Source organism: Rodentibacter pneumotropicus DSM 21403 (assembly GCF_000379905.1).
Lineage (GTDB): Bacteria > Pseudomonadota > Gammaproteobacteria > Enterobacterales > Pasteurellaceae > Rodentibacter > Rodentibacter pneumotropicus.
In genome coordinates this window covers 1-24,870 of sequence record NZ_KB904046.1, presented here as the reverse complement: position 1 = coordinate 24,870, position 24,870 = coordinate 1, and the positions used below count along the sequence as shown (strand labels likewise).

Below are 24,870 nucleotides of genomic sequence, written 5' to 3'. Positions count from 1 at the left end.
AAAACACGCAATGATGCGTGTTTTTTGCTTTATACCACAGGTTTTCGGCGATAAAAAATCAAGCCCGGTAAAGCGAGCCCAAAAACCAATGCGCCTAAAATAAAGGCGGTGTTAATAAATGAGCTGATCATTTGCTCCAAAAGTTCATGAGAATAGCCATAGTGGTGAATTTGTACCATCGAAATCATCGCCCTATAAGCATACACGCCCGGAATCATGGGAATAATCGCTGCTACCGTAAAGGCCTTTGGATGCGCTAAGTAACGGTGCGATAAATGCACGCCAATAAAGCCAATAACACAAGAGGCAAAAAAGGTTGCAAATACAATAGGCACATCAATGTATAAAAGTAATGTGCGTGTTACGTGCCCTAATGCCCCTAAAACAGCACAGTATTTTAATGCCTTAGGCGGCACATTAAATGCTAAAGCAAAACCAACCGCCGGAATGGCGGCAAAAACCATATCATCAAGTAAACTAAATAGGAACATCATCATTAATGCCCCCATATAGTGATATGTAACACACTCAGTGCTAACACAATACCAAGACAAGCACCAAAAGTCAGAACAGTCGCAATTGTCCAACGACCTAAGCCCATATTGACATAGCCTTTTAAAATATCTGCCAATGAATTAATTAAGGGAAATCCAGGCACAAGTAACAACACACTGGACGCTAAGGCAATCTGAGGATCGTTTCCCCATTGATATTTCAAACTGACACCGGAAATGAGCGAAGCTACAAATGCCGTAATTGCGAAAACAATAATCGGATTATAATGATGTTTGGATAATTCTTGCCGAACAAACATCGCCACCGCAGAAGCCAAAAAAGTAATCAGACAGATCAGCCAATCGCCTCCCGATAAATGCGCAAAAGAAGCACAAGATAGTCCAATCATAAACACCACTAAACCACGATGATATTTTAAAGGATTTAAGTTATCCAGTTTCTTTTGTGCCAGCTCCAAATTATATAATTTATGCTCTACCGCAATCACGATACGCTGTACCTCAGTCACCATTTGCATATTGATGCCTTTATCGGTATTTTTTCGTACCGTGGTAATACAATGTTGGTTTGAAAGTGTTGTAATCACTACGGCATTTGCCGTAAGGGCACACTCTACACTTTCTACCCCAAGAGCAATCCCTAAACGTTGTGCCATTTGCACCACCACCGTACTTTCTGCCCCATGTTGTAACAACAATAATGCCGTTTGCACACAAGCACGCGTCACGCCCCGTTGATACGCTTGTTCCATCATCATACCTATACCTAAAATTAATTAGGCAAATTATAGATAGCTTGATAAAAAACGGTGCAAAAATAAACCGCACTTATGATCCAAATCAAAAGTGCGGTCAGTTTTTTGTTAGTTTTATTTAATTTTAGAGTTTAACAACTTTAGCCTGCTTAATCATATTATCTGCCACTTCTAAAATTGTTATTTGCAAGCCTTCTATTTCACAAACGGCTCCCTCATCGGGGATTTCTTCAAGATGTTCTAGAATCAATCCGTTGAAAGTGCGGGCATCTTCAGTATCCAATCCCCAGCCGAACAGTTTATTTAGATCCCGTAGGTTGGCCGAGCCATCAATAATGATTGAACCGTCAGATTGTGGAGCCACTTCCTCGTGAATACTCGGAGCGGTGGAAGTCGTAAAATCACCCACGATTTCTTCCAAAATATCTTCCAATGTCACTAATCCTTTAATATCGCCATATTCATCTACTACAAGCCCAATACGCTCTTTATTGGCACGGAAATTAGACAGCTGTGTTTTTAACGGTGTTCCTTCCGGAATGAAATATACTTCGTCCGCCGCACGAATAAGGGTCTCTTTAGTAAACTCATTTTTCTCAAGTAACAATCGAAAAGCCTCACGTACACGCAATATACCAAGTACATTTTTATCAAGGCTACCTTTATACAGCACTACTCGATTATGTGCGGCATGATTAAGCTGACGCATAATCGCTTTCCAGTCATCATCAATATCAATACCGCCAATTTCATTGCGTGGTACCATAATATCGTCCACAGTGACAGTTTCCATATCCAAAATAGAAAGCAGCATTTGTGGATGTTGTTCACCCGGTGTCGCTTCTCCTGCTTCACTCACGATACTACGTAATTCTTCACTACTAATCACCTGTTTTTGCATTTCCGGTTTTAATCCCATCATTTTCATTAACAGGGTAGTAAATAAATTCATAAACCATACTACCGGATAAAAAATCTTAATCAGTACATTCAAAACATGGCTGGATAAAAAAGCGACTTTTTCAGGATGAAGCGCAGCCACCGTTTTAGGGAAAATTTCAGAAAAGACAAGCATCACAAACGTCAGTAATCCCGTTGCAATTGCTACACCGGCATCACCATAAAGACGCATTCCAATCATCGTCGCGATTGCCGATGCACTAATGTTCACTAAATTATTGAAGATAAGAATAAAGCTCAGTAATGTGTCGGGCTTTTCTAACAATTTCTCTGCTTTTTGTGCGCCTTTATTACCTTGTTCGGCAAGATAACGCATTCGATATTTATTCAGAGAAAGTAAGCCGGTTTCGGAGCTTGAAAAGTAAGCGGATAAAACTAAACAGATAATGAGAGTAATAAATAACGTACTAAGGGGAATACTGTCCAAGGGAAAATCCTTTTGTTAGTTAAACGGGAGTTGAATAAAAATCCAACGATAAAGGCGAACCTCTGCTCGCCCTTATTGACTAAATTAACCGACTACCGAAGTAGGCAATTGTGAGCAAAATAATACCTGAAATAGCATAAAAAATCATCCTTTTTCCACGCCAGCCTAGACGCCAGTGTCCGAAAAGCGCTACACCAAAAACAACCCAAGCCAAGAATGAGAAAACGCCTTTATGGATATTTTCTGCGGTTAATGCATTTATAGAATGATAGATACCTGAAATTAATGTCAGAGTCAGTAATAATTCCCCTGCGGCAAACACTCGATAAAAATGCCGTTCAACCGTAATCAAAGAAGGTATTACCGGTGAAAATGCCGTTTTTTTCGCTTTCAAAGTACGATCGATCCAAGCGACTTGAATGGCGTATAACGTTGCAATAAAGCATACAGCATAAGTAAAAATGGATAATCCGATATGAAATAACATCGCCGGCTCCTGATCCAACAACTGAATCATATGGCTCGGAATAAATGTCGCCAAAACCAAGTTAAAAATAGAGAAGGAAAACACAATCGGTAATAAAAACCACATAGAATTGACCACCAACATAGCCAATATTGCCAAAATCGCAATATTTACGCTCATTAGTGAGCTGATTTCAACTAAACTAAATTTACGCTCTAAGGCTAATTCCTGTAATGCAGGATAAAGGCTTATTAAATGGAATACGACGGCTAAAAGTGCGGTCAAAAAGAATAATGTTTTTTTCGGACGGCGTTTTTCGTTATCCGAAGAATTAAGCAATGGTGCAATCATTAATGCGCTAATTAAATAAAACAAAATCGAAAAAACGGCAAACCACATAATCGTTGTCTCTTGTTAGGAATTGTTATTATTCTAACGTTCTGATTCCGAATTCGCTATAAATTTATTTGAAATGATGAAAAACGCCTGAATTTAGGTATAATCACGGCAATTTTTGATAAAAAACAGGATTAAGAATGTTCGAGAATTTATCTGATCGCCTTTCGAAAACCCTACGCAATATTACGGGGAAAGGTCGTTTAACGGAAGATAATATTAAAGAAACCCTACGTGAAGTGCGTATGGCATTGCTGGAGGCAGATGTGGCATTACCGGTAGTGCGTGAATTTATCGCCAAAGTAAAAGAAAGCGCACTGGGTGAGGAAGTAAATAAAAGTTTAACGCCAGGGCAAGAATTTTTAAAAATTGTTCAACGTGAACTTGAAAAAGCCATGGGCGAAGCGAATGAAAGTTTAAATCTCGCCACCCAGCCTCCTGCGGCAATTTTAATGGCAGGTTTACAAGGTGCAGGAAAAACCACCAGCGTGGGGAAACTGGCAAAATTCTTGCGCGAACGCCATAAAAAGAAAGTATTGGTCGTCTCTGCCGATGTGTACCGCCCTGCGGCAATCAAGCAATTAGAAACTTTGGCACAATCCGTGGGTGTGGATTTCTTCCCTTCCGATGTCAAACAAAATCCGGTAGAGATTGTCAAAGCCGCCCTGACCGAAGCCAAACTTAAATTCTACGATATCCTCATCGTGGATACAGCCGGTCGCTTGCATGTAGATGGCAAAATGATGGATGAAATAAAACTAATCCACAGTACATTAAATCCTATCGAAACCCTCTTTACCGTTGATGCGATGACAGGGCAAGATGCGGCAAATACCGCCAAAGCTTTTAATGAAACGCTGCCACTCACTGGGGTGATTCTCACCAAAGTGGATGGAGATGCTCGTGGTGGAGCGGCATTGTCTATCCGCCAAATTACAGGCAAACCGATTAAATTCCTCGGTGTAGGGGAGAAAACCGATGCTCTTGAGCCGTTCCATCCGGATCGTGTCGCCTCTCGCATTTTAGGTATGGGAGATGTACTTTCCCTTATCGAAGATCTCGAACGTTCGGTAGATCGCGAAAAAGCGGAAAAAATGGCACAAAAATTTAAAAAAGGCGATGCTTTTACCCTTGATGATTTCCGTGAACAATTGATTGAAATGAAAAAAATGGGGGGAATGATGTCTATGTTGGAAAAGCTCCCCGGTGCTAAGAATTTGCCTGATCACGTCAAAAACCAAGTGGACGATAAAATGTTCATCAAAATGGAAGCGATCATTAATTCCATGACCTTAAAAGAGCGTGCCAACCCTGACATTATCAAAGGCTCCCGTCGTCGTCGTATTGCATTAGGTTCCGGTACACAAGTGCAGGATGTGAACAAGTTGCTCAAACAATTTGATGAAATGCAACGTATGATGAAAAAAATGCGTAAAGGCGGAATGTCAAAAATGATGCGGGGTATGCAAGGTTTAATGGGGGGCGGTTTAGGCGGTCTTGGAGGTTTAGGGGGAATGTTTAGACGCTAGACTCAAAAATAAAGTGCAGTTAAAAAATGCGATGTTTTTTAACCGCACTTTTTCATTTCTTCTTGATCTCGATCAAGCCAATACCCGCTTTTTAGTATGGGGTTTCCTTCTCTTCAACTTTATACTGCTCTCTCATTCAACTTTTCTTATAAAATTTCAACATGAGTGATAATCCATTTAAAGCCCGCTGGTCCATGCAAGGTAATACCCTCTGTTTAGGGCATTGGGACATTTCTTATCTTAATTTACCCGTTGTATTGCCTCGTGAGCGCCGTGATCAAGATATGGGGACGGAAAATATTTATAATTTTATGGATCCCGAAGACGAACTTTATCGCGAGGGATTGGGAGAAGATGAGTGGATTATTGAGAACATCGAATGGCTTTCTGATGTTTTTATTGAACACAATATTCCATTGGAAGAAAGCACAATACGGGCTTTTTATCAAGCGGTAAACAAAGAAGATTGGCGTTGTGGCAGCTGTGGTGGTTGTATTTAGAGCAAGTTATTTTGCCCTTTCACCTCATCTGTTTTTCCTCTTGGTGATCATCAAACTTTGCGGTTTTGCCGGTTGGGTAGAAAATGGCGAAACCATTACGATGATCAGCTTTCTTGCCTCCACTAGCCCTTCTGTCGCCACTATCACGCAAATGGCATTGATTTTCGGCAACAACGCCTAAAAAGCCAGTGCAATTTATGGTGTTACAACCTTCCTTTGCACGTTCACTATGCCACTCGTCATAGCCCTTTATCAAATGTGCTGAGGTTAAAAAGTGCGGTCACAAAATCCGAAGGATTTTGAACGTTGGCTTTCCCAACGGCTCCGAAGGAGCGAATAAATCACCTCAGTGATTTATGAGTAATTATTTCAGTGTTTTTGAAAGGGGCTGTTCTTTCTTCAAACGATAAAGTTGATAAAGGTTTACGCAAACAAGAAAAGCATTCAGCACCGCAACAGGATAAGCATCAATAATAACGCCGTAAATTACAAAAAGTACATCACCAATACTGTTTACAATACGCAGATGGACGATTGATTTAAACAAAAATGAGGTTGCCACAAAAAACGTAGCCATGTAGCCTAACAATTCTATTGAGTTTAATTCCATTATACCGCTCCAGTCTTTCGCCAAAATGAATGTACGCAGTATGATAAAAGATTTAGAGAGAGAGGAAAATAGGCGAAATAAAGGCAACCGATTGCATAATAAAGAATTTTTATTTTCGCTCTCAAAAGATTAAATAAAGATGGTTTGAACCAAAATCATATAAAAAATCGTGCCTGCTGCAATGGAAAGAAACATATTCTTTTTCCAAAAGTGCAGCACCAAAACCAAAGCACCGGCAAGGAAATCAGGTATGCCATGATACCCGCTCAATACATCAATATTTTTATAACAATAGATGACAAGCATTCCGAACATCGCCGCCGGTAATCCCTTGCCGAGATAGCGGATATATTCAGGAATTCGGCGGTTTGCCGGAAAAATCCAGAAAGGTAAAAGGCGGGTAAACTGTACTGCTAGTACACAAATGCCAATCGTGATAATCTGTTCCGTCAAAATCATTTTAACGACTCCAATTTACATTCTATTTTAGGGCGACGTAACGTCAGAATTAACCAAATACCGATTAAGGTTGGGATTAAAAAATGCTGTTTTCCCACGATGAGTAAAGAAACCAAAGCCATACCTAAACCAAGCAAAGAACTTTCGTGGGACTTTTCTTTCATCCAATTTTCCGCAAAGATCACTAAGAAAAGTGCGGTCATAGCAAACTCAACACCCTTTAAATCAACGGGTAAAATCCCGCCAAATAAATTTCCTATCGCCGCACCCAACACCCAGTAAATGTGCAAATACAGGCTCACAAAGAACATATACCAGCCTTTATCCAAGTGCGGTGGAATTTTTGCCATATAATTCAATGAGAAGGATTCGTCCACCAAACTACTGATTAAATACCAACGCTTTTTACCAAGATGCACACCATATTTTTCCAACATAGAAATGCCATAAAAAATTTGACGACCGCTCACCATCAGTGCCACTAATAAAACGCTTAACGGCGAAAAAGGCAATACCAACGCACTGGCAGCAATAAATTCTACCGAACCTGCGTAAATTAATAACGCCATCAATGTAGGATACCAAACACCAAAACCCAGTGCTTTCATGTAAATGCCATAGGCTACACTAAGAAATAAAAATCCGGCAATCATCGGCGCGCTATAAAGTAATGCTGCTTTAGCGGCAGCACGGATAGGATGTGCTTTAGAAAAATCCATTACTCCCTCGCTAATTCTAAAACAGATAATCCCGGTAAAGTGGAAAAACTCTGAGATTTAACGGTTTGATAAAAATCCTCCATATAAGCAAGACTTTCATCTTCTTTTCGAATGGCAGCGTATAAGTTGCTATACAAGCCATCTTGTGTAATTTTGCGTGCCACCACATAACCTTTTTCAAGGTATGGCAACGCTGCCCAATAAGGGACGGTGGCAATACCACGGCGACTTGCCACTAATTGAATCATTGCGATCGTCAGTTCCGTGGTACGGCGTGTCGGGTTAATGCCCTGCGGTTTTAATACTTTACGCAAGAGATCTAACATCTCATCCGGTACGGGATAAGTGACCCATGTTTCATCGGCAAAATCTTCCGCTTGCCAAATTTCTTTTGCTGCCAATGGATGCTCTTTCGAGCAAATCCCAACCATTTCATAAGAAAATAGCGGCTTAAAAATCACATCATCATTTGTTTCAATCTCAGAGACAATCGCCCAATCTGCTCTATGGGAAAGTAATAAACCCACAGGATCCGTGTGAAAACCGGATACGATATCCAATTCCACCAGTCCCCAATGCTGACGAAATTCATCCATTGCAGGCATTAGCCAGTCAAAACAAGTATGGCATTCAACCGCTATGCGTAACTGCCCCGCATCACCATGTTTTATACGGGTTAAATCACGTTCAGCATCAATGATCTTCGGCATAACTTCACTAGCAAGACGAATTAAGCGTTCTCCTGCTGCAGTAAAACGTAGCGGGCTACTTTTGCGCTCAAATAAGGGTAAATCAAAGTGATCTTCAATCAGTTTAATTTGATGAGAAAGCGCGGATTGAGTGAGATAAACCCGCTTAGCGGCCAAAGAAACACTACCGGTCTCTTTTAATGCAAGTAAGGTTTTAAGATGTCGAAATTCAAGAAATGTAGGTTTCATGAGAACTATTCATAGAATACTGAAAAATGAATGGATAACATATAATACCGAAAAACAGAGAAAATTAAAGTTTAAGGAATAAGAACCTTTTTTCTTAGTGATATTTTCATTACTTACTATATTAAATACAGTTACTCTAAGCATATATACAAAAATAGAGGCATCAGTTGAGCCTCTATTTTCTATGAGCTTTTTACGCTGAAACTCAAGCTGGATGAGACATTAATGCATTAATCACACCGACTACAAGATTACATTTAGGAATAACTGAATTTATCTCCAAATATTCCGTTTTCGCATGCATATTACCACCGATTGGTCCCAAACCATCAATCGTCGGACACCCTGTCGAAGCCGCAATATTACCATCACTTAATCCGCCTGCATCAACCCATTTTATAGGTATAGCCAGTTTTTCTCCCACTTCATTAAATACTTTTTTAATTAGAGGAAGATATTTTTCATCAATCATTGGGGATTCTTTATTAATTAATGTTTTTGTTGAAGTGACTCCTTCCACCAACGGATTTTCAAGCACGCGTCGCAAATGCTGTTCAAAAAATTCGATAGACGAAGATTTTTTATAGCGCATTTCGATCATTAACGCCGCATAATCCGCAATCACATTATGTCCGCTTCCTCCGTGAGTTATCACACAATTAAACGTATGTCCGGCATCAAAATCATTCAATTTATAAAATTCAGTAATGAAATGTGCCGCTTCAACCAATGCGGAACGCCCCCGCTCAGGGCAATTTCCCGCATGAGCCGCCACACCGTGAAATTCAATTTGGTAAGTGACCATTCCTTTTCGGGTAGAGACCATTGAACCGTCTTCACGTGCTGGTTCCATCACAAAACAATAACGTGCTTTGCGTGCATATTCACTAATACTTTCTTTTGCATAGAGTGAGCCGTTTTCTTCGTGAGAATTTAAATAAATCCCGATTGTGTATTTTGATAAATCCAATTCCTGAGCGATATAAAAAGACAATAATGCACCGGATTTATCATCAATCACACCTAATGCATTAATACGCCCATCTTTCCTTGTAAAAGGCACACCCTTCCCTGTTCCTAATGGAAATACAGTGTCCATATGCGCAACAAAAAGAATATCGAATGTCTCAGCGTCCAAACGGTTACTGATAAATACCCCCTGAGCAACCTTATCTGAAGTCATGGAAATTCGTTTATGTTGTAATCCCTGTGTTTCTGCTTTTTTTATGAACCACTCCGCCACCTGATTAACTCCATTAATATCGTTCGTTGGGCTTTCAATATCAGTGAGTTCTTTAAGTTCATCTAAAAATATATCTAACTGCTCATTATTCATGGTTTATTCCTCCATTGCTAAATTAATACCCGTATTAAGAACATCGCTAAATAAGCATTAATAATACAAATACCAAAAAGCACCAGATAATGCTTTCCGGGTACACCTAATACTCCTAAAACACGCCCCATATATTGAACCGTAGAACCGACTAACGCCATTCCCGGAATAAGAATCGCAATATGTTGTGCATTAAGCGTACCTTCCTGAACTAAGGCAACCAATACACCTGCTGCACCACCCCAACTTAAAAAGGCGGCAAGGAAAACCGCAATGGATTCACCCGGTAAACCCAATGGAGTCATCACAAAACCGACATATTCTCCTAATAGTTTCAACAAGCCGGAGGCATTTAAAATATAAATAATCACAAAAGCCATTAACACATTAGGAATCGTACTATGTATCGCGATATTCCAGCCTTTTCTTGCCCCTTCAACAAAAATATCGGTAATTAACTTTGATTCCGTATTCGTTTGCTTACTCATAGTGCTACCTCATTTTCTTTCACAAATTTTTTCACATAAAGTCGCATTAAATTTGCCCCAAAAACTTTAAATAAGAAAATCACCCCTAATGCCATCGCAATAGACACAGGTGCAACTGCACCGGCTTTATCGGTGATTAGTAGAAGGGGGGCAAAAGAAGCAAGAAAGTTTGTTAGAAATGCGCCTGCACTAAATTGAAAGGCAGAGAAAATTAACAATTCATGGTGGGTGATTTGACCTTCGTCATATAAGCACTTGGCGGTAGAACTTCCGGCATCTGTACTTTGTGTACTGGCAATAAGCGAAATAGAGCAATTCCCCGGAATTCCCATTAACGGCTTAAGCACAGGACTTAGCCATTTAGAAGCGGCGAGTAATGCACCATAATGTTCAAAAATCGCTACAAATCCCAACGCCAACATCACACTGGGAATTAACGTCAAAGCAAATAAGAAACCGCCTTTTGCGCTAGTACCACCTGATGTTTTAAGCCATTCAGGAAATTGACCGGTTAACCTACTAAAATCAAAAATACCGCCCAAAAAATCTTTGGCAAATCCGCCAAAAAAGATAATGGCACACACTAATGAAAGTGTGCCAATAATGAGGGTATTCGTATTAATTTCTTTTTTCATACACACTCCTTCCTTATTACAAGAAATAAAATACCAATAAGAGTGTACAATAAAAGAAATAGCCGAAATGTGATAAGTATCACAAGAACAAAAGTGCGGTTAAAATTTCTTTCGTTTTTAACCGCACTTTTTTATTTTTCCAGTTGAACAGGTAAGAATAAACTCAATGGACGCTGTTTGATAATCTGTGCGACTTCACGCCAAATCGCCCACCAACTGGTTATTTCTGCATTTAAAGAACGTAGAGCCAGCCAAAGGGTTAAAGAAAAACTCACCACTAAGTTTACTAAACCAATTAATAAGACAAAAACGATACATTGTAATAAAAATGTGAAATCGAAATGCCCACTCACCGCAATATAACCTACATTGGCGGAAGAAAATGCGACGTGACGAATATCCAATGGCAAACCGGTTAAATATCCCACCACACCTGTTAAACCAAGTAATAGACCAAAGCAAAGATTTCCTATGATAGAACCATAATTTTCGTGCATATAATCCGCCAATTTCTCACGATGTTTTAGTGGCATCAGTTTCTTCAGTAGCGGGTGTTGACGTAAACGCATTCGTATATTCAAATAATTGCTACGATTATCAAAATATCCCGAGATAATACCTGAACAAAATAACCAAATACCTGCGATTGCAGCAAACCATAATGTACCTGCAAAAGGATCAATACTATGTAGGTGGTATTCAATCTGTTTCTGACTCATCAAGGGTTCGCCTGTTTGGTAGTGGTAGCCAAAAGCAATAAGCATCGCCAAACTCATCGCAACAATCACATTACCGAGTACGGCGATACTTTGGGAACGAAATACATCCACCAATAACTGTGCTAATTTTACATTTAAGCTTTTACCTTGCGAATTCTTCTCAACAGCTTCGGCAAAACGGGCGGCTGTCATGGCAGGCTGTTTCGTTGCTACGGTGAAATGCAACATAAAAATCAAAGTAAACCCTAAACCATAATTAAGCCCTTCTGCAATACCTTTCCAGACTTTATCATCAATAATACCGCCTAAATAGGTTTTAAATAACGCCATCAATGCGATCAATACCCCACCGCCGGCAGCAGAATAAAGCATAGCAAAATATTCTTTTTTATCCCGTGTAATATAATGCTCGCCATGATCACCTGCATTCTGGGTAATACTCCGAGCAATCAGTTTTGAGCTCTGTTTCCATAAACGGGAAACGCTGTGTTGCTCTGCCGCAGCACGGGCAAAACAAGCGGCCAATAATAAAATACGTCGTGGCAAATAACGATTTGATACAAAAATTGCCATCAATTTTTCTAATCGTTCAAGGGTTTGTGAAAGCCGTTCTAACAAATAAGCAACATGAAGAGATGAACCTACTACAGCCCCTCGTTTTTGCAAACGTTCAATTAATCGCTGACATTGTCCAAACATAACTTGTAAATGGCTATCATCAAAAAATTCATTTCGACGACGAGCCAGCAACCAATCAACGACTTCTCGATGTAATGCGACAAAAGGTGAATCAGCATTTAACAATGAAGGTTCCATACGCATTAATTCCGGTTCCATATCTTCAGCTGCGATCCAAATAGAAAGCATCTCAATGGCAAATAACCCTTCATTTTGAAAATGCACACGTAAGCGTTCACGATCTTTTTCTATCGTTTTACGTGTCAATACACCAAATATTGCCCGCCATTCTCTCAATGGAACGGCATCAATCCAACGTGCATCGTCCTTATCATTAAATAGCAAATAGAAAACATCACGTAAATCATTCACATCTTTGAAAGGAGGGTTAAAACGTTCATAAAGGCGATTTTTCATCTCACGCCCAAACCCTTCACGTGATAAAATTCCGCTACTAATAAAAATCGGATATAAACGCAAACTGCATAACCAGCTGCATAGCAATGCTGCCACAGAACAAGCAAGTTCATGATCCTGTTTTAAAATACGTTTAATCAAACGCAGATGAGAAACGATCTGTTCCTCAGGGCTTTCACGTAAAAACCGACAAAATCCTTCCATCAAACCGAAGGCATTATTATCGGCAACTTGTTTTCGAATAAATTGCGGCAATTTTTCCGGCTTTACAATGATTGATTTCAAATTATTTCCCTCTTTCTTTAGAAGCGCGCACTATTATACAGATTGAAAAAAATTGGAAAAGTGCGGCTAGCTTTGAAGATAAATTTCTGACACACTCATTAAATTAGCATTATTACGCCATTTCCATTTCCATTTCCATTTCCATTTCCATTTCCATTTCCATTTCCATTTCCATTTCCATTTCCATTAGTTTCCTCCACTATCGCTTTTTTGGCATTCCTAAAAATCTTCGTTAAAATAACCGCACTTTTATTCAATGAGGAAAGCAAAATGTCAGAAGCTATTAATCGTTTAATTCATCTGCTTAAACTTGAAAAAATTGACGATTTAATTTTTCGTGGGGAAAGCCAAGATCTAGGACTTCGTCAGGTTTTTGGCGGGCAAGTGGTGGCACAGGCATTGTCTGCTGCAATGCAAGTTGCACCGATAGATCGGCTTTTGCACTCATGCCATGCTTATTTTCTTGCACCGGGGGATAGTCAATATCCGATCATTTATGATGTAGAAACCTTACGTGAAGGGAGAAATTTTTCTGCCCTTCGGATAAAAGCAATTCAGCATAACGAACCTATTTGTCATATCACCGCCTCCTTTCAAGTGTATGAAGAAGGTTTTGATCACCAAAATACTCTGCCAAATGTCGGGCTACCTGAAAATTTTATTGATGAAAACGCAATGATGCAAAAAATGGCGTCCGTCTTGCCTGAACCATTAAAAGAAAAATTTATGGCTGAACGCCCTTTTGAGATACGGACAAAATATCTCAATAATCCTTTCAATGGAATGAAACTACCGGCTGAACAATATTCATGGTTTAAGACTCATGGTAAAGCACCTATTGATTTAAAAATACAGCAATGTTTGCTTGCCTATTTTTCTGATTTTCACTGTATTTTGACCGCACTTCACCCACATGGAAAAGGCTTTTTACAACAGGGTATGAAAGTTGCCACTATTGATCACAGTATTTGGTTTCATCGCCCATTTGACTTGAATAGTTGGCATCTCCATGCAATCGAAAGTAATAACGCTTTTGGTGGACGTGGGCTTGCACGAGGGCAAATTTTTTCACAAGAGGGAAAATTAATTGCAACCACACAACAAGAAGGCTTAATTCGTTATCAAAAATAACCGCACTTGAGGCAATAATGAAAAGAGAATTTTGGCATAAGGTCACTGAAGCCTTACAAGAAACTAATCCAAGCATAAAATGTACACTTGTTAATCAACTCTATGATGAGACTTTACCGACGATCTCACTCACGGAAATCGATGATTTTCCACAAATCGGCGTTAAACAAAATATTGCAGGATTTCCTGCAAAACCTATTTTAGTCGCACCAAAAGACGTCCCCAAACGTTCTTTTGCCACAAAAGAAGGCTATGCTGCCACCTTGCACGCTATTGCACATATTGAATTTAATGCAATTAATTTGGGCTTAGATGCCGCATGGCGATTTGGACGAAATGCGCAGGGAGAGTTGGGAGAAGGACTGGCTTTTGTGAAAGATTGGTTGCGTGTCGCACGTGAAGAAAGCACACATTTTAGTTTGATCAATGAGCATTTGAAAACCTTGGGTTATCAATACGGGGACTTTGAAGCCCATGCCGGTTTATGGGAAATGGCACAATCGACAGCCCATGATATTTGGGAAAGAATGGCGCTCGTTCCAAGAGTATTAGAAGCCCGTGGGTTGGATGCAACCCCAGTATTACAAGAAAAAATAGCCCAACGTAAAGATTTTGCCGCTGTTGATATTTTAGATATTATTTTGCGGGATGAAATCGGTCACGTTTATATCGGTAATCATTGGTATCACGCGCTTTCTGCAAAACGTGGATTAGATGCAATGAAATGTTTCACTGAATTGCTACATAAATATCGTATTGTGATCTTTAAAGGCGCGATCAATACCGATGCACGTATTCAAGCAGGTTTCACTCAATGTGAATTAGACTGGATTTATGAGGTGGAACAAACATTGAAATCTTATATTAAAAAGTAAAAAGAGCGGTCAAATTTGACTGCTCTTTTCCTTCTACACTTGTCAAGAAAAATCATTACAGCTCTTCGCTTTGTTCTGAAAAACGTTCAATTCGGGCCCCTAAACAACGAAGTTTTTCTTCAATATGTTCGTAGCCACGATCAATATGGTAAATACGATCAACGACGGTTTCACCTGTTGCAATACAGCCAGCTAAAACTAAGCTAATTGATGCACGTAAATCCGTCGCCATTACTTCGGCTCCGGAAAGCTGAGCAACGCCGTGACACACCGCTGTATTACCTTCAATTTCAGCCTTACCTCCCATACGAATTAATTCCGGTATATGCATAAAGCGGTTTTCAAAAATCGTCTCGGTAATAATACTCGTCCCCTGAGCCACCATATTTAATAAGGTGAATTGCGCTTGCATATCCGTTGGGAATCCCGGATGGGGAGCGGTACGAATATTCACTGCTTTTGGACGATTGCCGAACATATCCAATGTGATCGTATTTTCAGTCACATCAACCTGTGCGCCGGCTTCACGTAATTTATCAATCACCGCATCCAAAGTATCCGCTTTTGCATTTTTACAGACAACGCGCCCACCCGAAATTGCCCCCGCCACTAGGAATGTACCAGTTTCAATTCGATCCGGCACAATACTGTGTTCACAACCGGTTAAACGATCCACGCCTTCAATTGTAATATAATCCGAGCCGGCACCATTGATTTTTGCCCCCATCTTATTGAGGAAATCTGCGGTATCCACAATTTCCGGTTCACGTGCGGCATTTTCAATCACAGTCTTTCCTTTCGCAAGCGTTGCAGCCATCATAATTGACAAAGTAGCGCCTACGCTGACTTTTTCCATGACAATGCGCGTACCTATTAAACGCTCCATAACCTGTGCTTTTACATAACCTTCCTCAAGCACAATATCCGCACCCATTTTTTCAAGACCGCCAATATGTAAATCTACAGGGCGTGCACCTATCGAACAACCTCCCGGTAGGGAAACCTGACCTTGCTGGAAACGTGCTACCAACGGTGCCAATGCCCAAATCGAAGCCCGCATTGTTTTCACTAAATCATAAGGTGCAATAAAATGATCAATTTTTGATGCGTCAAGTAATACAGCTCCACTTTTATTACGTTCTGCCTTTACTCCGAGTTTACGTAAAATTTTAAGTGTGGTTTCAATATCTTTGAGTTCAGGTACATTCGTTAATTTTACCGGTTCTGTTGCTAAAATTGAGGCAAAAAGAATCGGAAGTGCCGCATTTTTAGCACCGGAAATGGTGACGGTACCACTTAAACGGGATTGTCCGCCATAAACACGAAATTTTTCCATGATATAAATCCTAATTTAACTGGATTGATGTAAAAGACGATCTATTTTCCACTTTTCAGTAGTGTAGGTCTTGATAGTTAAGGCATGAATTTCACCTGTTGTGAAATAAGTCATTAATGGTGCATAAATAGTTTGTTGTTGTTTGACCTTTGACAAGGCTGCAATTTCATCACTCACGACAATCACACCAAAATGGGCATTTTCACCCTGAGCATATACTTCATCAACATTTAAAGATTCTTTTAAAATTCGTTCAATTTCTTGCAGTTCCATTCAGATTCCCATTGTAATGATGGTCAGTAAAAGCCGCGATCCAATCAGATAGATTGACTAAATCCGCAAGCGTTAATAATTGTTGAGGAGGATTAACTAAACGCACCGTTTTGTTGGGCAACTTTTTGCTGTCATACAGAAAATCGCAAAGTAATGCAAAACCTGCCGAATCAATTTTTGTGATCTCCGTTAAATCCCATTCAATGACTGATTGATTTAATTTAGCCTCAGACAAAAAAGAAGCACGTTGCTGCCATAAGGCTAACAACGTGTTACGAGATAGCTCCCCAGAAAATCGGAGGGCTATCTTATCATTATTTTGAATCAAATCCCAATTTAATCTTGTCATGAGACTATTTACTTAATGTGACAGATTGAGCGGCCGATTTTTGAATTTGAGCCGTTAATGCTTCAATACCTTGCTGACGTAAAATACCGCTCCATTCATTTTGTTTGGTCACGACCATACTCACGCCTTCAGCAACCATATCATAGGCTTGCCATTCACCTGTCTTACTGTTTTTACGCCATTTAAAATCCAGTTTAATCGGTGCCGCACCACCATTTTGAATAATATTAACGCGAATACTCACTAAATTTTTGCCTGCAATATCTTTAGCCGGTTCAATTTGAATATTTTGATTACTATATGCCGTAAGCACTTGAGCATAAGCCTGCTCAATAAAATCGCTAAACGCTTTGAAGAATTTCTCACGTTGTTCCGGTGTAGTGGATTTAAAATGCGATCCCAACACTAAAGAACCGGCATAATTCACTTGCACATAAGGTAATAAATCATTACGCACAATAGTACGCAAATAATTTGGATTCTGTTTAATTTTGGCTTGGCTGTTTTTAATGTCTGAAAATAATTTATCAGAGGCTTGTTGCATTAAAACATAAGGGCTGGTTTCTGCCATTGCCGTGCGAGCCATACAAAGTGCGGTCATTGCAAAAGCTAAAACTGCAAACCATTTTTTCAACTGAGTGATTTTCATCATAAATCTCCTAACTAAATATTGTAATTATTTCACTGTCGGTTCCGCGTTTTCCGCATTTCCTTCAGATTTTTTATCGCCATAGAGGAATTGACCAATCAGATCTTCCAATACCATAGCTGATTTTGTATCTTGAATCTGACTACCGTTTTTTAACATTGCGGTTTCGCCGTCATCAAACCCCATTGTTAATGCGATGTATTGCTCGCCCAATAATCCCGATGTTTTGATCGATAATGAACTATTCTCCGGAATTTCATTATATTCTTCGTTAATCGCAATATTTACTTTTGGTAAATAAGTTTTCTCATCCAAGTCAATACCGGTAACCCGCCCTATTACCACACCTCCAACTTTTAACGGGGCACGGACTTTTAGTCCACCGATATTATCAAAAGTTGCAGTAACGGTATAAGATTTATTCTCACCGAAACCCTGTACATTTGCTACACGTAAACCTAAGAATACCAATGCCCCGATACCGAGCAATAAAAATAATCCTACCCAAAATTCATATTTAATTGTTTGTCGCATAAAACATCCTTTTAGCCTGCCCCAAACATGATGGCAGTTAAGATAAAATCTAACCCTAGAACCACTAATGACGCATGAACTACGGTTCGAGTTGTGGCTTGACTGATGCCTTCTGAAGTTGGTATGCAATCATAACCATTAAATAATGCAATCCACACTACTGCAATAGCGAAGAATACACTCTTAATAAATCCATTGAGAATATCGTAACTCCAACTTACTGAAGTTTGCATTACTGACCAAAAACTACCGGAATCAACACCTTTCCAATCCACACCGACTAGTGAGCCCCCCCATATTCCAATGGCGATAAAAATAATGGAGAGTATCGGCATCGCCATGACTCCCGCCCAAAAACGCGGTGCAATAACACGGCGAAGTGGATCAACCGCCATCATTTCAAGGCTAGAAAGCTGCTCGGTTGCTTTCATTAAGCCAATTTCCGCAGTTAATGCCGAGCCCGCTCGTCCGGCAAATAAAAGTGCGGTCACTACCGGCCCTAGTTCTCGTAAAAGCGATAATGCCACAAGCTGACCAAGACTGGTTTCAGCAGAAAAATCTACCAATACCACATAGCCCTGCAACCCTAAGACCATACCGATAAATAAGCCGGATAGCATCACGATTAACAACGATTGCACACCTAAAACGTGCAGTTGTTTAATCAATAACGGAAAATGTTGGCGAATTTGTGGTTTTCCCACCAATGCACCAAACAACATAAAACCGGCTCGCCCTAATGCACGGAAAAAATGAATGACACGGCGTCCAAGGGAAGAAATCATCGTAATCATTGAAATAACTCCCCAATATAATTTTCTGCCGGATAATGGAATTTCACCGGTCCATCCGCTTCGCCCTTTAAAAATTGCAACACTTGTGGATCTTGGCTTGCCAGTAATTGTTCCGCCGTCCCTTCCGCAATCACCCTTTTATCGGCAATAATATAAGCATAATCAGCGATACTTAATACTTCCTGAACATCATGTGAAACCACAATTGAAGTTAAATTCAAGGCTTCATTTAAACGTTTAATTAAACTTACAATAACCCCCATACTGATGGGATCTTGTCCTGTGAAGGGTTCATCAAACATAATTAAATCAGGATCTAACGCAATGGCTCGAGCAAGCGCAGCCCGACGTGCCATACCGCCGGAAAGCTCGGAGGGCATTAATTGTGCTGCACCGCGTAAACCGACCGCTTCCAATTTCATTAATACAATCTGACGAATTAAACTTTCCGGTAAACGGGTATGCTCCCGAATCGGGAACGCCACATTATCGAAAGTAGAAATATCGGTAAAAAGCGCACCGGATTGAAATAACATTCCCATACGCTTGCGTACTTCATAAAGCTCACGATTAGAAAAACGACAAATATCTTTATCATCAAACCAAATTTCCCCTCGTTCCGGATGCAACTGTCCGCCAATTAATTTTAGCAGCGTCGTTTTTCCGATACCGGATGGTCCCATAATTGCCGTAATTTTTCCCTTGCGGACCTTTAAATTTAAGTTATCGTAAATCACACGCTCACCCCGTTTAAAGGTGAGGTTTTTGACTTCGATCAGATTTTTCTCCATTCAAATCTCATTTTAGTGAGGTGATTTCTCAAACCACCGATAATTTAATCTCGTGATGAATTAGTTCATCAATAAAGTGCGGTCGTTTTGACTATCGTTTTTGTGAAAGGTTCATACGGCGACGAATAAACGCCGTCGCCCCATGTAATAATAAAAACAAGAGTGATAGCCCATAAAGCGGCAGATTACCCAATACAGAATAAGGCGTTTTTCCTTCAGTCGGTGCAATATTATAGGTCAAAGTTGTTTCGACAAACTGAGGTGCTTGCGCCAAAATTTTACCCGTTGCACTAATAAATACCGAAATACCAGTATTCGTCGCACGAATTAAAGGCTTACCTAATTCCAATGCCCGCATTCTCGCCATCTGTAAATGCTGCCAAGGTCCGATAGAATCACCAAACCACGCATCATTGGAAATGGTCAGTAAATAATCGGTATCCTTTTTCAAATTTTTTCGTACCTGTTCGCCAAAGATGATTTCATAACAAATTGCCGGTGAAAAAGCACGTTTTTTTGCCATAAAAGAAGGTTGCACTGCCTCCCCATTTTGAAAAGCGGACATCGGTAAATTAAACACAGAATTTAACGGACGCAATACATTTTCCAACGGGACATATTCGCCAAATGGAACAAGGTGATGTTTATTGTAACGATTTAAAGTATCCAATTTATAAGGAAAGTCAGGATTACCTGCGGTCACGATAGAATTCAACAATTTGCCAGATTGTTCATCTTGATACACCGTCCCGATAATAATTTCCGTGTTCTTTTCCTGTGCGACACGATCAAGGGTTTCAAGAAAAGGAACGATCGAATTTTCTAAGGTAGGCAATGCCGATTCAGGCAAAATAATTAAATCGCTTTTCCCTAAATTTTCTGCGATTAATTTCTGGTAAATTTCTAAAGTTGAATAGAGATAAGCAGGATCCCATTTTAGATTTTGCTCAATATTACCTTGTAGAAGCGTAATTTGTAGGGCTTTATCTTCTGCGGATTTTACAAAAGTGATTTTTTGCGCATAAATTGCGAAACCACCGACAACGGCAAGGAATAAAACATTCGCCAGTAACAATTTGATATTTTTTTCTTTAAATAAAGCAAAAATGCTATTAAAAATGACCGCACTTACCCATAAGGTAAAGAAGGTTAATCCGCTCACCCCAAAGATCGGGGCAACTCCGGAGAATGGGCTGTCAATTTGTGTATAGCCGAATTGTAACCAAGGAAAACCCGTGAATACCCAACCACGAAGAAATTCCGTAAATGTCCAAATGACTGCAAAAATAACTGCGCTTTTTACCTGAAAACGATGTACGAGATAGGCAAATAACATAGGATAAAGAGCAAGATAAGCAGAAAGTAAGCCGACAAGTAAATAGCTTACGCCAAGAGAAGCGCCGCCGAATTGATGAATGCTAACATTCAACCAACTGACACCAAAACAGAAAAATCCCATTGACCACAAAAATGCGCCCAAAAGTGCGGTAGATTTTTTCTGAGTTTTAGCGATATAAATTAAACCTAGCAATGAAACATAGGCCAAGCCCCAGTAGTCGAAAGGAGAAAAAGCAAAAACACCGAGTAAACCGGAAAAAAAAGCAATAAAATAAATAAATAAATTTTTCATCTGATTTTCAATATGACAAAAGATTTCCCCCAACAAAAATGAGGGGAAAAGTTTAATCGGAAAAGGCTATTCGTTTTCTATATTTTTCACTTCCGACAAACGTTCGTCCGGCACAGTAACACGTAACTGAATCAGACGGCGGCTGTCGGCAGAAGTGACTTTAAATTGCAAGTTTTCCAGTGTAATTTCTTCACCTCGTTTCGGCAAATAACCAAAAGCCTGCATGACTAAACCGCCAATTGTATCCACTTCTTCATCATCAAAATTCGTATTGAATTGTTCATTGAAATCATCAATATCCGTCAGCGCACGGACTGCATAAGTATGACGGGAAAGCTGGCGAATATCGGCAATATCTTCTTCATCAAATTCATCTTCGATATCACCGACAATTTGTTCTAAAATATCCTCAATGGTTATTAATCCCGACACGGCACCAAATTCATCCACCACAATAGCCATATGGAAACGTTCCGAACGGAAATCTTTTAACATTCTATCCAAACGTTTACTTTCCGGTACAATTACCGCTGGACGTAAAAGCTTTGACATATCAAATTCTTCCGCATCTTCACGCAAGAATTTCAGCAAATCTTTTGCATGTAGAATCCCTGCGATATTATCCCGATCATCCGAATCGGCAATGACAGGAAAACGTGAGTGGGCTGATTCAATAATAATATTTAAGCAAGAATTTAAATCCTGCTCACTTTCTATGAAAATAATTTGTGAGCGTGGAATCATAATATCACGCACCCGAAGTTCGGCAATTTCCATCACCCCCTCGATCATTTCACGGGTGTTTTGATCAATTAAATCGTTTTGTTCGGAGTCACGAATCACTTCCACCAACTCCTCACGATTTTTTAATTCACCTTGAAAAAATCGGCCAAATAAAGATTGGAAAAAAGATTTTTTAGTATTTTCCGATTGAATTAAATTTTGCTGTTCGTCACTCATATTATTTTATTTTGACTAGACTAAATTTGCTGCAGAAAAGTATCATATTTTGACTGAGTTCGCAAAGTGAAAGCGTAGAAAAGCAAAGTGCGGTAAAAAATACCGATATTATGTAGCAATTGCACAAAGATTTAACCGATTAAAAGTCTTACAATCCCCATTGAAATTTTAACTCAATGGGGATTTTTATTATGTCAGAAGCCTACCTTGTTTCGCAAATGGTAAAGTTAATTGAGAAATGTTATAAGGAAAATGCGATTATTTCTTATAAAGCTCAAGGAGCTTGCCGAACGAGAAAAAATTTTAAATGCACAGATTAGCAGCTTTACGGCATCTTTGGGTTATATCGATCCTGATTTTGATATGAAGATGATTAAAAAAGACTATGACACAGCGAAACTACTTCGTCAGAAGCCATTTAATAAGAATTTATCCTATCTGATTTCTCAAGTATTTAAGCAAAATAATTATTGGCGAAATTTATATTCGATTACGCTTGACGCAATAAAAATAGACAGGGAGCTGTTATCGACTTCTCGTATAGAGGTCACAATGCCGCATCAATGTGCTATTGGAAACGCACTGCGCAAGCTATATAAACAAGGGATTATTGAGCGGCAAGAAAAGTATTTACACTACAAGATTAAGAAAAGAGGAATATTTGATACGTCTGAATGGCGGTTAAAACAGATAGAGAACGAAGGATAGTAAAAATAGCGGTGGAATACCGCTATTTTGTTCTCCATTGCCAAAGCACCTCTCTACGGCTGATTTGTGTTCGGGTGAGCCAATCCCTTTGGTAAAATTCGTTGAGCTGTTTACGAACAGAATCAAGATGTTTTTCGGTAGGTGTCGCTTGATTTTGTTCAATCTCAAAAATTCGTTGGGTGAGGTCGGCGATGGTAAAGCCTTTGCTTGGCTCATTGCGTAGGATTTGAACAAGGTATTTGCGGATTTTGCCTTTGAATAACTTAAATTTACGGCGATAAACAAAGTTTTGCGTGTTGTAAAGCGTAATATCGTTTTCCTGCTGCATTAAATCAATGGCACACTTGAGTGTCGCAATGTTGGCATCAAGCAAGGCTAAGTGGTGTAAAACCTGCTTGCGCTCAAACTCAAATTCTTTAATCTTCTTTTCTAAATTGTATGCCATCAGCTTTTTCCTACTGCCAAATCACTTCTTGATGAATGATTTTGCGTTGCCAATAACCGCACCATTCATTGTTATCGTTGGTCGTTTTCAAACACCGACTCAAGACATCAATGAACTGTTCTTTGTTTGAGGCACGTCTATTATCCTCACGATATGCAATTTCATTCGCATAGTTTAGTAAGTATTCATTGCTGATTTTATGGATTTGTCCGTAATACATACGTTTAAAGCGGCTGAATAAACTTTCCGCCTGATTATTTGTCACACCGAAATCACTGCGATATTCTTCCTTATGATTTACTGTTCTCAAGTCATAGTAAGGTAATAGAACATCGTAAGCCGTGCTTTCATCGGTATTGATTCGTGTATTAGGCTTAATGAATTTGTCAGCAAAACTTTTTACGACCGATTGCGATTCAGTATGAGCCACGAAAACGTGCGAACGTTTTGCACCACAATGCAACACATTTGATGCTTTTTCTTCTCGTGAGTAATGTTCACGAGCAACCATCACACAACGTTTATTAGGATTTTGATTTTCCTTTAAACGATAGTCAATGCGGTCAGATTTCTTATTCGCTTTGCGCGGCGCAGAATTCACATAAGTACCGTCCATATCGACTATGCCTGGAAGTGGTTTCATATCACGGCTTTCCAATAGCGCTTTACGGAATTTATGAGAAAGTACAAATGCCGTTCTCGGATTAATTCCCGTATTTCTTGCAAGTTGAAGTGAAGAAATACCTTTTACGGCATTTATCCATTCGACAATGGCATAGAGATAGATTTGAAATGACAATTTGCGATTTGCAAAGATAGTTCCAGATGTCACACTAAAAGTATGATGACAATGTTTACATCTCCATTGTTTACGCGTTCCAATCCAATAAGCCTTGTGCTGTACACCACATTTCGGACAAACAACCACTTCTTTACTTCCCCAACGCAATTCGCAAAGCAAGCTAAAGGCTTCTTCATCGGAAAGTTGAGCCACTTCACGAGAAGAAATTGTACGAGCCTTGCTGGAGAGGAGAAAATGTTGTGCCATAGTATTGAGATCACACCTTGATTAAACTAAAATGTGAAACATTATTCATATTGATTGTGCATAATATATCACAATCATTCACTTTTTTCAATAGGAATGTGAAACAATGTGCATATCAGAACGTTTAAAACAGGTTTTAGATGCTAAAAATATGAGCGTTACAGAGTTTTCTAATGTTACTGGTATTTCGTATCGTTCCGCTATGAATTACTTAAATGAAGGGCGTGATCCGAATGTAGATGCCTTAGTGAAAATTCATAATGGGCTTGAAATCAGTATAACTTGGTTGCTTACAGGAAATGGAGCAATGTTTCAAGCAGCAACACAAGAAAGTAAAATTTCGGCACAAGAAGAAAAATTGATTGCTGACTATCGCACTATGCCTGAAAACTTAAAAGATGCTTTCTCAATTTCTTTCAAAGAAATTTCCAATAAACAATAAATATTTAACTTGACATTAACTCAATAAGGAACAAAAAATGTCCCTACAAGCCTACAAGCCTACAAGCCTACAA

At 39.5% G+C, this 24,870-nt stretch carries 29 protein-coding genes and 1 pseudogene; 7 read left to right on the top strand and 23 right to left on the bottom strand.

Annotated elements, in window-relative coordinates:
• Positions 1 to 29: 29 nt before the first annotated feature.
• From A3GE_RS0104405 to A3GE_RS0104390, 4 genes are all read right to left on the bottom strand, one after another.
• Positions 30 to 494 (bottom strand): threonine/serine exporter family protein, encoded by a 465-nt coding sequence (locus A3GE_RS0104405; protein WP_026215391.1) that lies wholly within the window; start codon positions 492 to 494, stop codon positions 30 to 32.
• 2 nt (positions 495 to 496) lie between these two features.
• Positions 497 to 1,267, bottom strand: a complete 771-nt coding sequence (locus A3GE_RS0104400; RefSeq protein ID WP_026215390.1) for a threonine/serine exporter family protein — start codon at positions 1,265 to 1,267, stop codon at positions 497 to 499.
• Between the two features lie 127 nt (positions 1,268 to 1,394).
• Positions 1,395 to 2,657: an HlyC/CorC family transporter gene (locus tag A3GE_RS0104395; protein ID WP_018356063.1), complete on the bottom strand. Its 1,263-nt coding sequence runs from the start codon at positions 2,655 to 2,657 to the stop codon at positions 1,395 to 1,397.
• A gap of 79 nt (positions 2,658 to 2,736) precedes the next feature.
• Positions 2,737 to 3,522, bottom strand: a complete 786-nt coding sequence (locus A3GE_RS0104390; protein ID WP_018356062.1) for a cytochrome C assembly family protein — start codon at positions 3,520 to 3,522, stop codon at positions 2,737 to 2,739.
• 137 nt (positions 3,523 to 3,659) lie between these two features.
• On the opposite strand from A3GE_RS0104390, the gene ffh reads away from it, so the two are divergent.
• The 3 genes and pseudogenes from ffh to A3GE_RS11755 form a co-directional block, all read left to right on the top strand.
• Positions 3,660 to 5,048 carry a signal recognition particle protein gene (gene ffh / locus A3GE_RS0104385; RefSeq protein WP_018356061.1) on the top strand — a complete coding sequence of 463 codons (1,389 nt, stop codon included), beginning with the start codon at positions 3,660 to 3,662 and terminating at the stop codon, positions 5,046 to 5,048.
• A 161-nt stretch (positions 5,049 to 5,209) separates the two neighbouring features.
• On the top strand, positions 5,210 to 5,548 hold the full coding sequence (locus A3GE_RS0104380; RefSeq protein WP_026215389.1) for a hypothetical protein: 339 nt from the start codon (positions 5,210 to 5,212) through the stop codon (positions 5,546 to 5,548).
• A gap of 34 nt (positions 5,549 to 5,582) precedes the next feature.
• Positions 5,583 to 5,813: pseudogene (locus tag A3GE_RS11755) on the top strand (AEC family transporter); the annotation flags it as partial.
• 99 nt (positions 5,814 to 5,912) lie between these two features.
• Here the strand turns inward: A3GE_RS11755 and A3GE_RS0104370 are convergent.
• The 8 genes from A3GE_RS0104370 to A3GE_RS0104335 all read right to left on the bottom strand — a co-directional run bounded on the left by A3GE_RS0104370 (position 5,913) and on the right by A3GE_RS0104335 (position 12,820).
• Entirely contained in the window at positions 5,913 to 6,245 is a 333-nt protein-coding gene (locus A3GE_RS0104370) for a YgjV family protein (protein ID WP_256802434.1), read from the bottom strand.
• 42 nt (positions 6,246 to 6,287) lie between these two features.
• Positions 6,288 to 6,617 (bottom strand): branched-chain amino acid transporter permease, encoded by a 330-nt coding sequence (locus tag A3GE_RS0104365; RefSeq protein ID WP_018356057.1) that lies wholly within the window; start codon positions 6,615 to 6,617, stop codon positions 6,288 to 6,290.
• Positions 6,614 to 7,336 carry an azaleucine resistance protein AzlC gene (azlC, locus tag A3GE_RS0104360; RefSeq protein WP_018356056.1) on the bottom strand — a complete coding sequence of 241 codons (723 nt, stop codon included), beginning with the start codon at positions 7,334 to 7,336 and terminating at the stop codon, positions 6,614 to 6,616. Before azlC ends, A3GE_RS0104365 begins: the two co-directional genes overlap by 4 nt.
• The gene (locus tag A3GE_RS0104355) at positions 7,336 to 8,274 is read right to left on the bottom strand and encodes a LysR family transcriptional regulator (RefSeq protein ID WP_018356055.1); all 939 of its coding nucleotides are present in this window, start codon (positions 8,272 to 8,274) and stop codon (positions 7,336 to 7,338) included. Before A3GE_RS0104355 ends, azlC begins: the two co-directional genes overlap by 1 nt.
• A gap of 205 nt (positions 8,275 to 8,479) precedes the next feature.
• Positions 8,480 to 9,610: a M20/M25/M40 family metallo-hydrolase gene (locus A3GE_RS0104350; RefSeq protein WP_018356054.1), complete on the bottom strand. Its 1,131-nt coding sequence runs from the start codon at positions 9,608 to 9,610 to the stop codon at positions 8,480 to 8,482.
• A gap of 17 nt (positions 9,611 to 9,627) precedes the next feature.
• Positions 9,628 to 10,098 carry a YjiG family protein gene (locus A3GE_RS0104345; RefSeq protein WP_018356053.1) on the bottom strand — a complete coding sequence of 157 codons (471 nt, stop codon included), beginning with the start codon at positions 10,096 to 10,098 and terminating at the stop codon, positions 9,628 to 9,630.
• Positions 10,095 to 10,733: a nucleoside recognition domain-containing protein gene (locus A3GE_RS0104340; protein ID WP_018356052.1), complete on the bottom strand. Its 639-nt coding sequence runs from the start codon at positions 10,731 to 10,733 to the stop codon at positions 10,095 to 10,097. The genes A3GE_RS0104345 and A3GE_RS0104340 overlap by 4 nt, the downstream gene beginning before the upstream one ends.
• Before the next feature lie 131 nt (positions 10,734 to 10,864).
• A complete protein-coding gene (locus A3GE_RS0104335) occupies positions 10,865 to 12,820 on the bottom strand; it encodes a site-specific recombinase (RefSeq protein ID WP_026215388.1) in 1,956 nt (651 codons plus the stop codon).
• Between the two features lie 282 nt (positions 12,821 to 13,102).
• Here A3GE_RS0104335 and tesB point away from each other — a divergent pair, with 282 nt between their 5' ends.
• Positions 13,103 to 13,963, top strand: a complete 861-nt coding sequence (gene tesB / locus A3GE_RS0104325) for an acyl-CoA thioesterase II (protein WP_018356049.1) — start codon at positions 13,103 to 13,105, stop codon at positions 13,961 to 13,963.
• A gap of 17 nt (positions 13,964 to 13,980) precedes the next feature.
• Positions 13,981 to 14,838 (top strand): ferritin-like domain-containing protein, encoded by an 858-nt coding sequence (locus A3GE_RS0104320; protein WP_018356048.1) that lies wholly within the window; start codon positions 13,981 to 13,983, stop codon positions 14,836 to 14,838.
• Between the two features lie 55 nt (positions 14,839 to 14,893).
• On the opposite strand, the gene murA is transcribed toward A3GE_RS0104320, so the two are convergent.
• The 9 genes from murA to corC form a co-directional block, all read right to left on the bottom strand.
• Entirely contained in the window at positions 14,894 to 16,174 is a 1,281-nt protein-coding gene (gene murA, locus A3GE_RS0104315; RefSeq protein WP_018356047.1) for a UDP-N-acetylglucosamine 1-carboxyvinyltransferase, read from the bottom strand.
• A gap of 15 nt (positions 16,175 to 16,189) precedes the next feature.
• The gene (locus A3GE_RS0104310) at positions 16,190 to 16,447 is read right to left on the bottom strand and encodes a BolA family protein (RefSeq protein ID WP_018356046.1); all 258 of its coding nucleotides are present in this window, start codon (positions 16,445 to 16,447) and stop codon (positions 16,190 to 16,192) included.
• Entirely contained in the window at positions 16,428 to 16,796 is a 369-nt protein-coding gene (locus tag A3GE_RS0104305) for an STAS domain-containing protein (protein WP_018356045.1), read from the bottom strand. Before A3GE_RS0104305 ends, A3GE_RS0104310 begins: the two co-directional genes overlap by 20 nt.
• 4 nt (positions 16,797 to 16,800) lie before the next feature.
• The gene (gene mlaC / locus A3GE_RS0104300; protein ID WP_026215386.1) at positions 16,801 to 17,448 is read right to left on the bottom strand and encodes a phospholipid-binding protein MlaC; all 648 of its coding nucleotides are present in this window, start codon (positions 17,446 to 17,448) and stop codon (positions 16,801 to 16,803) included.
• 24 nt (positions 17,449 to 17,472) lie between these two features.
• A complete protein-coding gene (gene mlaD, locus A3GE_RS0104295) occupies positions 17,473 to 17,979 on the bottom strand; it encodes an outer membrane lipid asymmetry maintenance protein MlaD (RefSeq protein WP_018356043.1) in 507 nt (168 codons plus the stop codon).
• Positions 17,980 to 17,990: 11 nt separating this feature from the next.
• Positions 17,991 to 18,773: a lipid asymmetry maintenance ABC transporter permease subunit MlaE gene (gene mlaE, locus A3GE_RS0104290; protein WP_018356042.1), complete on the bottom strand. Its 783-nt coding sequence runs from the start codon at positions 18,771 to 18,773 to the stop codon at positions 17,991 to 17,993.
• The gene (gene mlaF / locus A3GE_RS0104285) at positions 18,770 to 19,564 is read right to left on the bottom strand and encodes a phospholipid ABC transporter ATP-binding protein MlaF (RefSeq protein ID WP_018356041.1); all 795 of its coding nucleotides are present in this window, start codon (positions 19,562 to 19,564) and stop codon (positions 18,770 to 18,772) included. The genes mlaE and mlaF overlap by 4 nt, the downstream gene beginning before the upstream one ends.
• Positions 19,565 to 19,655: 91 nt before the next feature.
• Positions 19,656 to 21,194: an apolipoprotein N-acyltransferase gene (gene lnt / locus A3GE_RS0104280; protein ID WP_018356040.1), complete on the bottom strand. Its 1,539-nt coding sequence runs from the start codon at positions 21,192 to 21,194 to the stop codon at positions 19,656 to 19,658.
• Between the two features lie 66 nt (positions 21,195 to 21,260).
• A complete protein-coding gene (corC, locus tag A3GE_RS0104275) occupies positions 21,261 to 22,154 on the bottom strand; it encodes a CNNM family magnesium/cobalt transport protein CorC (protein WP_018356039.1) in 894 nt (297 codons plus the stop codon).
• Between the two features lie 252 nt (positions 22,155 to 22,406).
• Here corC and A3GE_RS11440 point away from each other — a divergent pair, with 252 nt between their 5' ends.
• Complete coding sequence (locus A3GE_RS11440) at positions 22,407 to 22,862, top strand: hypothetical protein (protein WP_018356038.1); 456 nt, start codon at positions 22,407 to 22,409, stop codon at positions 22,860 to 22,862.
• Between the two features lie 22 nt (positions 22,863 to 22,884).
• Here the strand turns inward: A3GE_RS11440 and A3GE_RS0104265 are convergent, their stop codons facing one another.
• Together A3GE_RS0104265 and A3GE_RS0104260 are read right to left on the bottom strand one after the other, a co-directional pair.
• On the bottom strand, positions 22,885 to 23,307 hold the full coding sequence (locus tag A3GE_RS0104265) for a hypothetical protein (protein ID WP_018356037.1): 423 nt from the start codon (positions 23,305 to 23,307) through the stop codon (positions 22,885 to 22,887).
• Between the two features lie 10 nt (positions 23,308 to 23,317).
• Positions 23,318 to 24,355: an IS1595 family transposase gene (locus tag A3GE_RS0104260; protein WP_018356036.1), complete on the bottom strand. Its 1,038-nt coding sequence runs from the start codon at positions 24,353 to 24,355 to the stop codon at positions 23,318 to 23,320.
• 106 nt (positions 24,356 to 24,461) lie between these two features.
• Between A3GE_RS0104260 and A3GE_RS0104255 the strand changes: the two genes are divergently transcribed.
• Entirely contained in the window at positions 24,462 to 24,797 is a 336-nt protein-coding gene (locus tag A3GE_RS0104255) for a helix-turn-helix domain-containing protein (RefSeq protein WP_018356035.1), read from the top strand.
• Positions 24,798 to 24,870 lie beyond the last annotated feature (73 nt).

Coding starts and splice junctions, on each gene's coding strand:
- mlaC (WP_026215386.1), bottom strand. CDS start 17,448: ATGATGAAAATCACTCAGTTGAAAAAATGGTTTGCAGTTTTAGCTTTT.
- mlaE (WP_018356042.1), bottom strand. CDS start 18,773: ATGATTACGATGATTTCTTCCCTTGGACGCCGTGTCATTCATTTTTTC.
- mlaD (WP_018356043.1), bottom strand. CDS start 17,979: ATGCGACAAACAATTAAATATGAATTTTGGGTAGGATTATTTTTATTG.
- A3GE_RS0104255 (WP_018356035.1), top strand. CDS start 24,462: ATGTGCATATCAGAACGTTTAAAACAGGTTTTAGATGCTAAAAATATG.
- A3GE_RS0104265 (WP_018356037.1), bottom strand. CDS start 23,307: ATGGCATACAATTTAGAAAAGAAGATTAAAGAATTTGAGTTTGAGCGC.
- A3GE_RS0104350 (WP_018356054.1), bottom strand. CDS start 9,610: ATGAATAATGAGCAGTTAGATATATTTTTAGATGAACTTAAAGAACTC.
- A3GE_RS0104400 (WP_026215390.1), bottom strand. CDS start 1,267: ATGGAACAAGCGTATCAACGGGGCGTGACGCGTGCTTGTGTGCAAACG.
- ffh (WP_018356061.1), top strand. CDS start 3,660: ATGTTCGAGAATTTATCTGATCGCCTTTCGAAAACCCTACGCAATATT.
- A3GE_RS0104365 (WP_018356057.1), bottom strand. CDS start 6,617: ATGATTTTGACGGAACAGATTATCACGATTGGCATTTGTGTACTAGCA.
- A3GE_RS0104340 (WP_018356052.1), bottom strand. CDS start 10,733: ATGAAAAAAGAAATTAATACGAATACCCTCATTATTGGCACACTTTCA.
- murA (WP_018356047.1), bottom strand. CDS start 16,174: ATGGAAAAATTTCGTGTTTATGGCGGACAATCCCGTTTAAGTGGTACC.
- corC (WP_018356039.1), bottom strand. CDS start 22,154: ATGAGTGACGAACAGCAAAATTTAATTCAATCGGAAAATACTAAAAAA.
- A3GE_RS0104305 (WP_018356045.1), bottom strand. CDS start 16,796: ATGACAAGATTAAATTGGGATTTGATTCAAAATAATGATAAGATAGCC.
- lnt (WP_018356040.1), bottom strand. CDS start 21,194: ATGAAAAATTTATTTATTTATTTTATTGCTTTTTTTTCCGGTTTACTC.
- A3GE_RS11440 (WP_018356038.1), top strand. CDS start 22,407: ATGCGATTATTTCTTATAAAGCTCAAGGAGCTTGCCGAACGAGAAAAA.
- A3GE_RS0104380 (WP_026215389.1), top strand. CDS start 5,210: ATGAGTGATAATCCATTTAAAGCCCGCTGGTCCATGCAAGGTAATACC.
- A3GE_RS0104355 (WP_018356055.1), bottom strand. CDS start 8,274: ATGAAACCTACATTTCTTGAATTTCGACATCTTAAAACCTTACTTGCA.
- tesB (WP_018356049.1), top strand. CDS start 13,103: ATGTCAGAAGCTATTAATCGTTTAATTCATCTGCTTAAACTTGAAAAA.
- mlaF (WP_018356041.1), bottom strand. CDS start 19,564: ATGGAGAAAAATCTGATCGAAGTCAAAAACCTCACCTTTAAACGGGGT.
- A3GE_RS0104310 (WP_018356046.1), bottom strand. CDS start 16,447: ATGGAACTGCAAGAAATTGAACGAATTTTAAAAGAATCTTTAAATGTT.
- azlC (WP_018356056.1), bottom strand. CDS start 7,336: ATGGATTTTTCTAAAGCACATCCTATCCGTGCTGCCGCTAAAGCAGCA.
- A3GE_RS0104320 (WP_018356048.1), top strand. CDS start 13,981: ATGAAAAGAGAATTTTGGCATAAGGTCACTGAAGCCTTACAAGAAACT.
- A3GE_RS0104405 (WP_026215391.1), bottom strand. CDS start 494: ATGATGTTCCTATTTAGTTTACTTGATGATATGGTTTTTGCCGCCATT.
- A3GE_RS0104260 (WP_018356036.1), bottom strand. CDS start 24,355: ATGGCACAACATTTTCTCCTCTCCAGCAAGGCTCGTACAATTTCTTCT.
- A3GE_RS0104345 (WP_018356053.1), bottom strand. CDS start 10,098: ATGAGTAAGCAAACGAATACGGAATCAAAGTTAATTACCGATATTTTT.
- A3GE_RS0104390 (WP_018356062.1), bottom strand. CDS start 3,522: ATGTGGTTTGCCGTTTTTTCGATTTTGTTTTATTTAATTAGCGCATTA.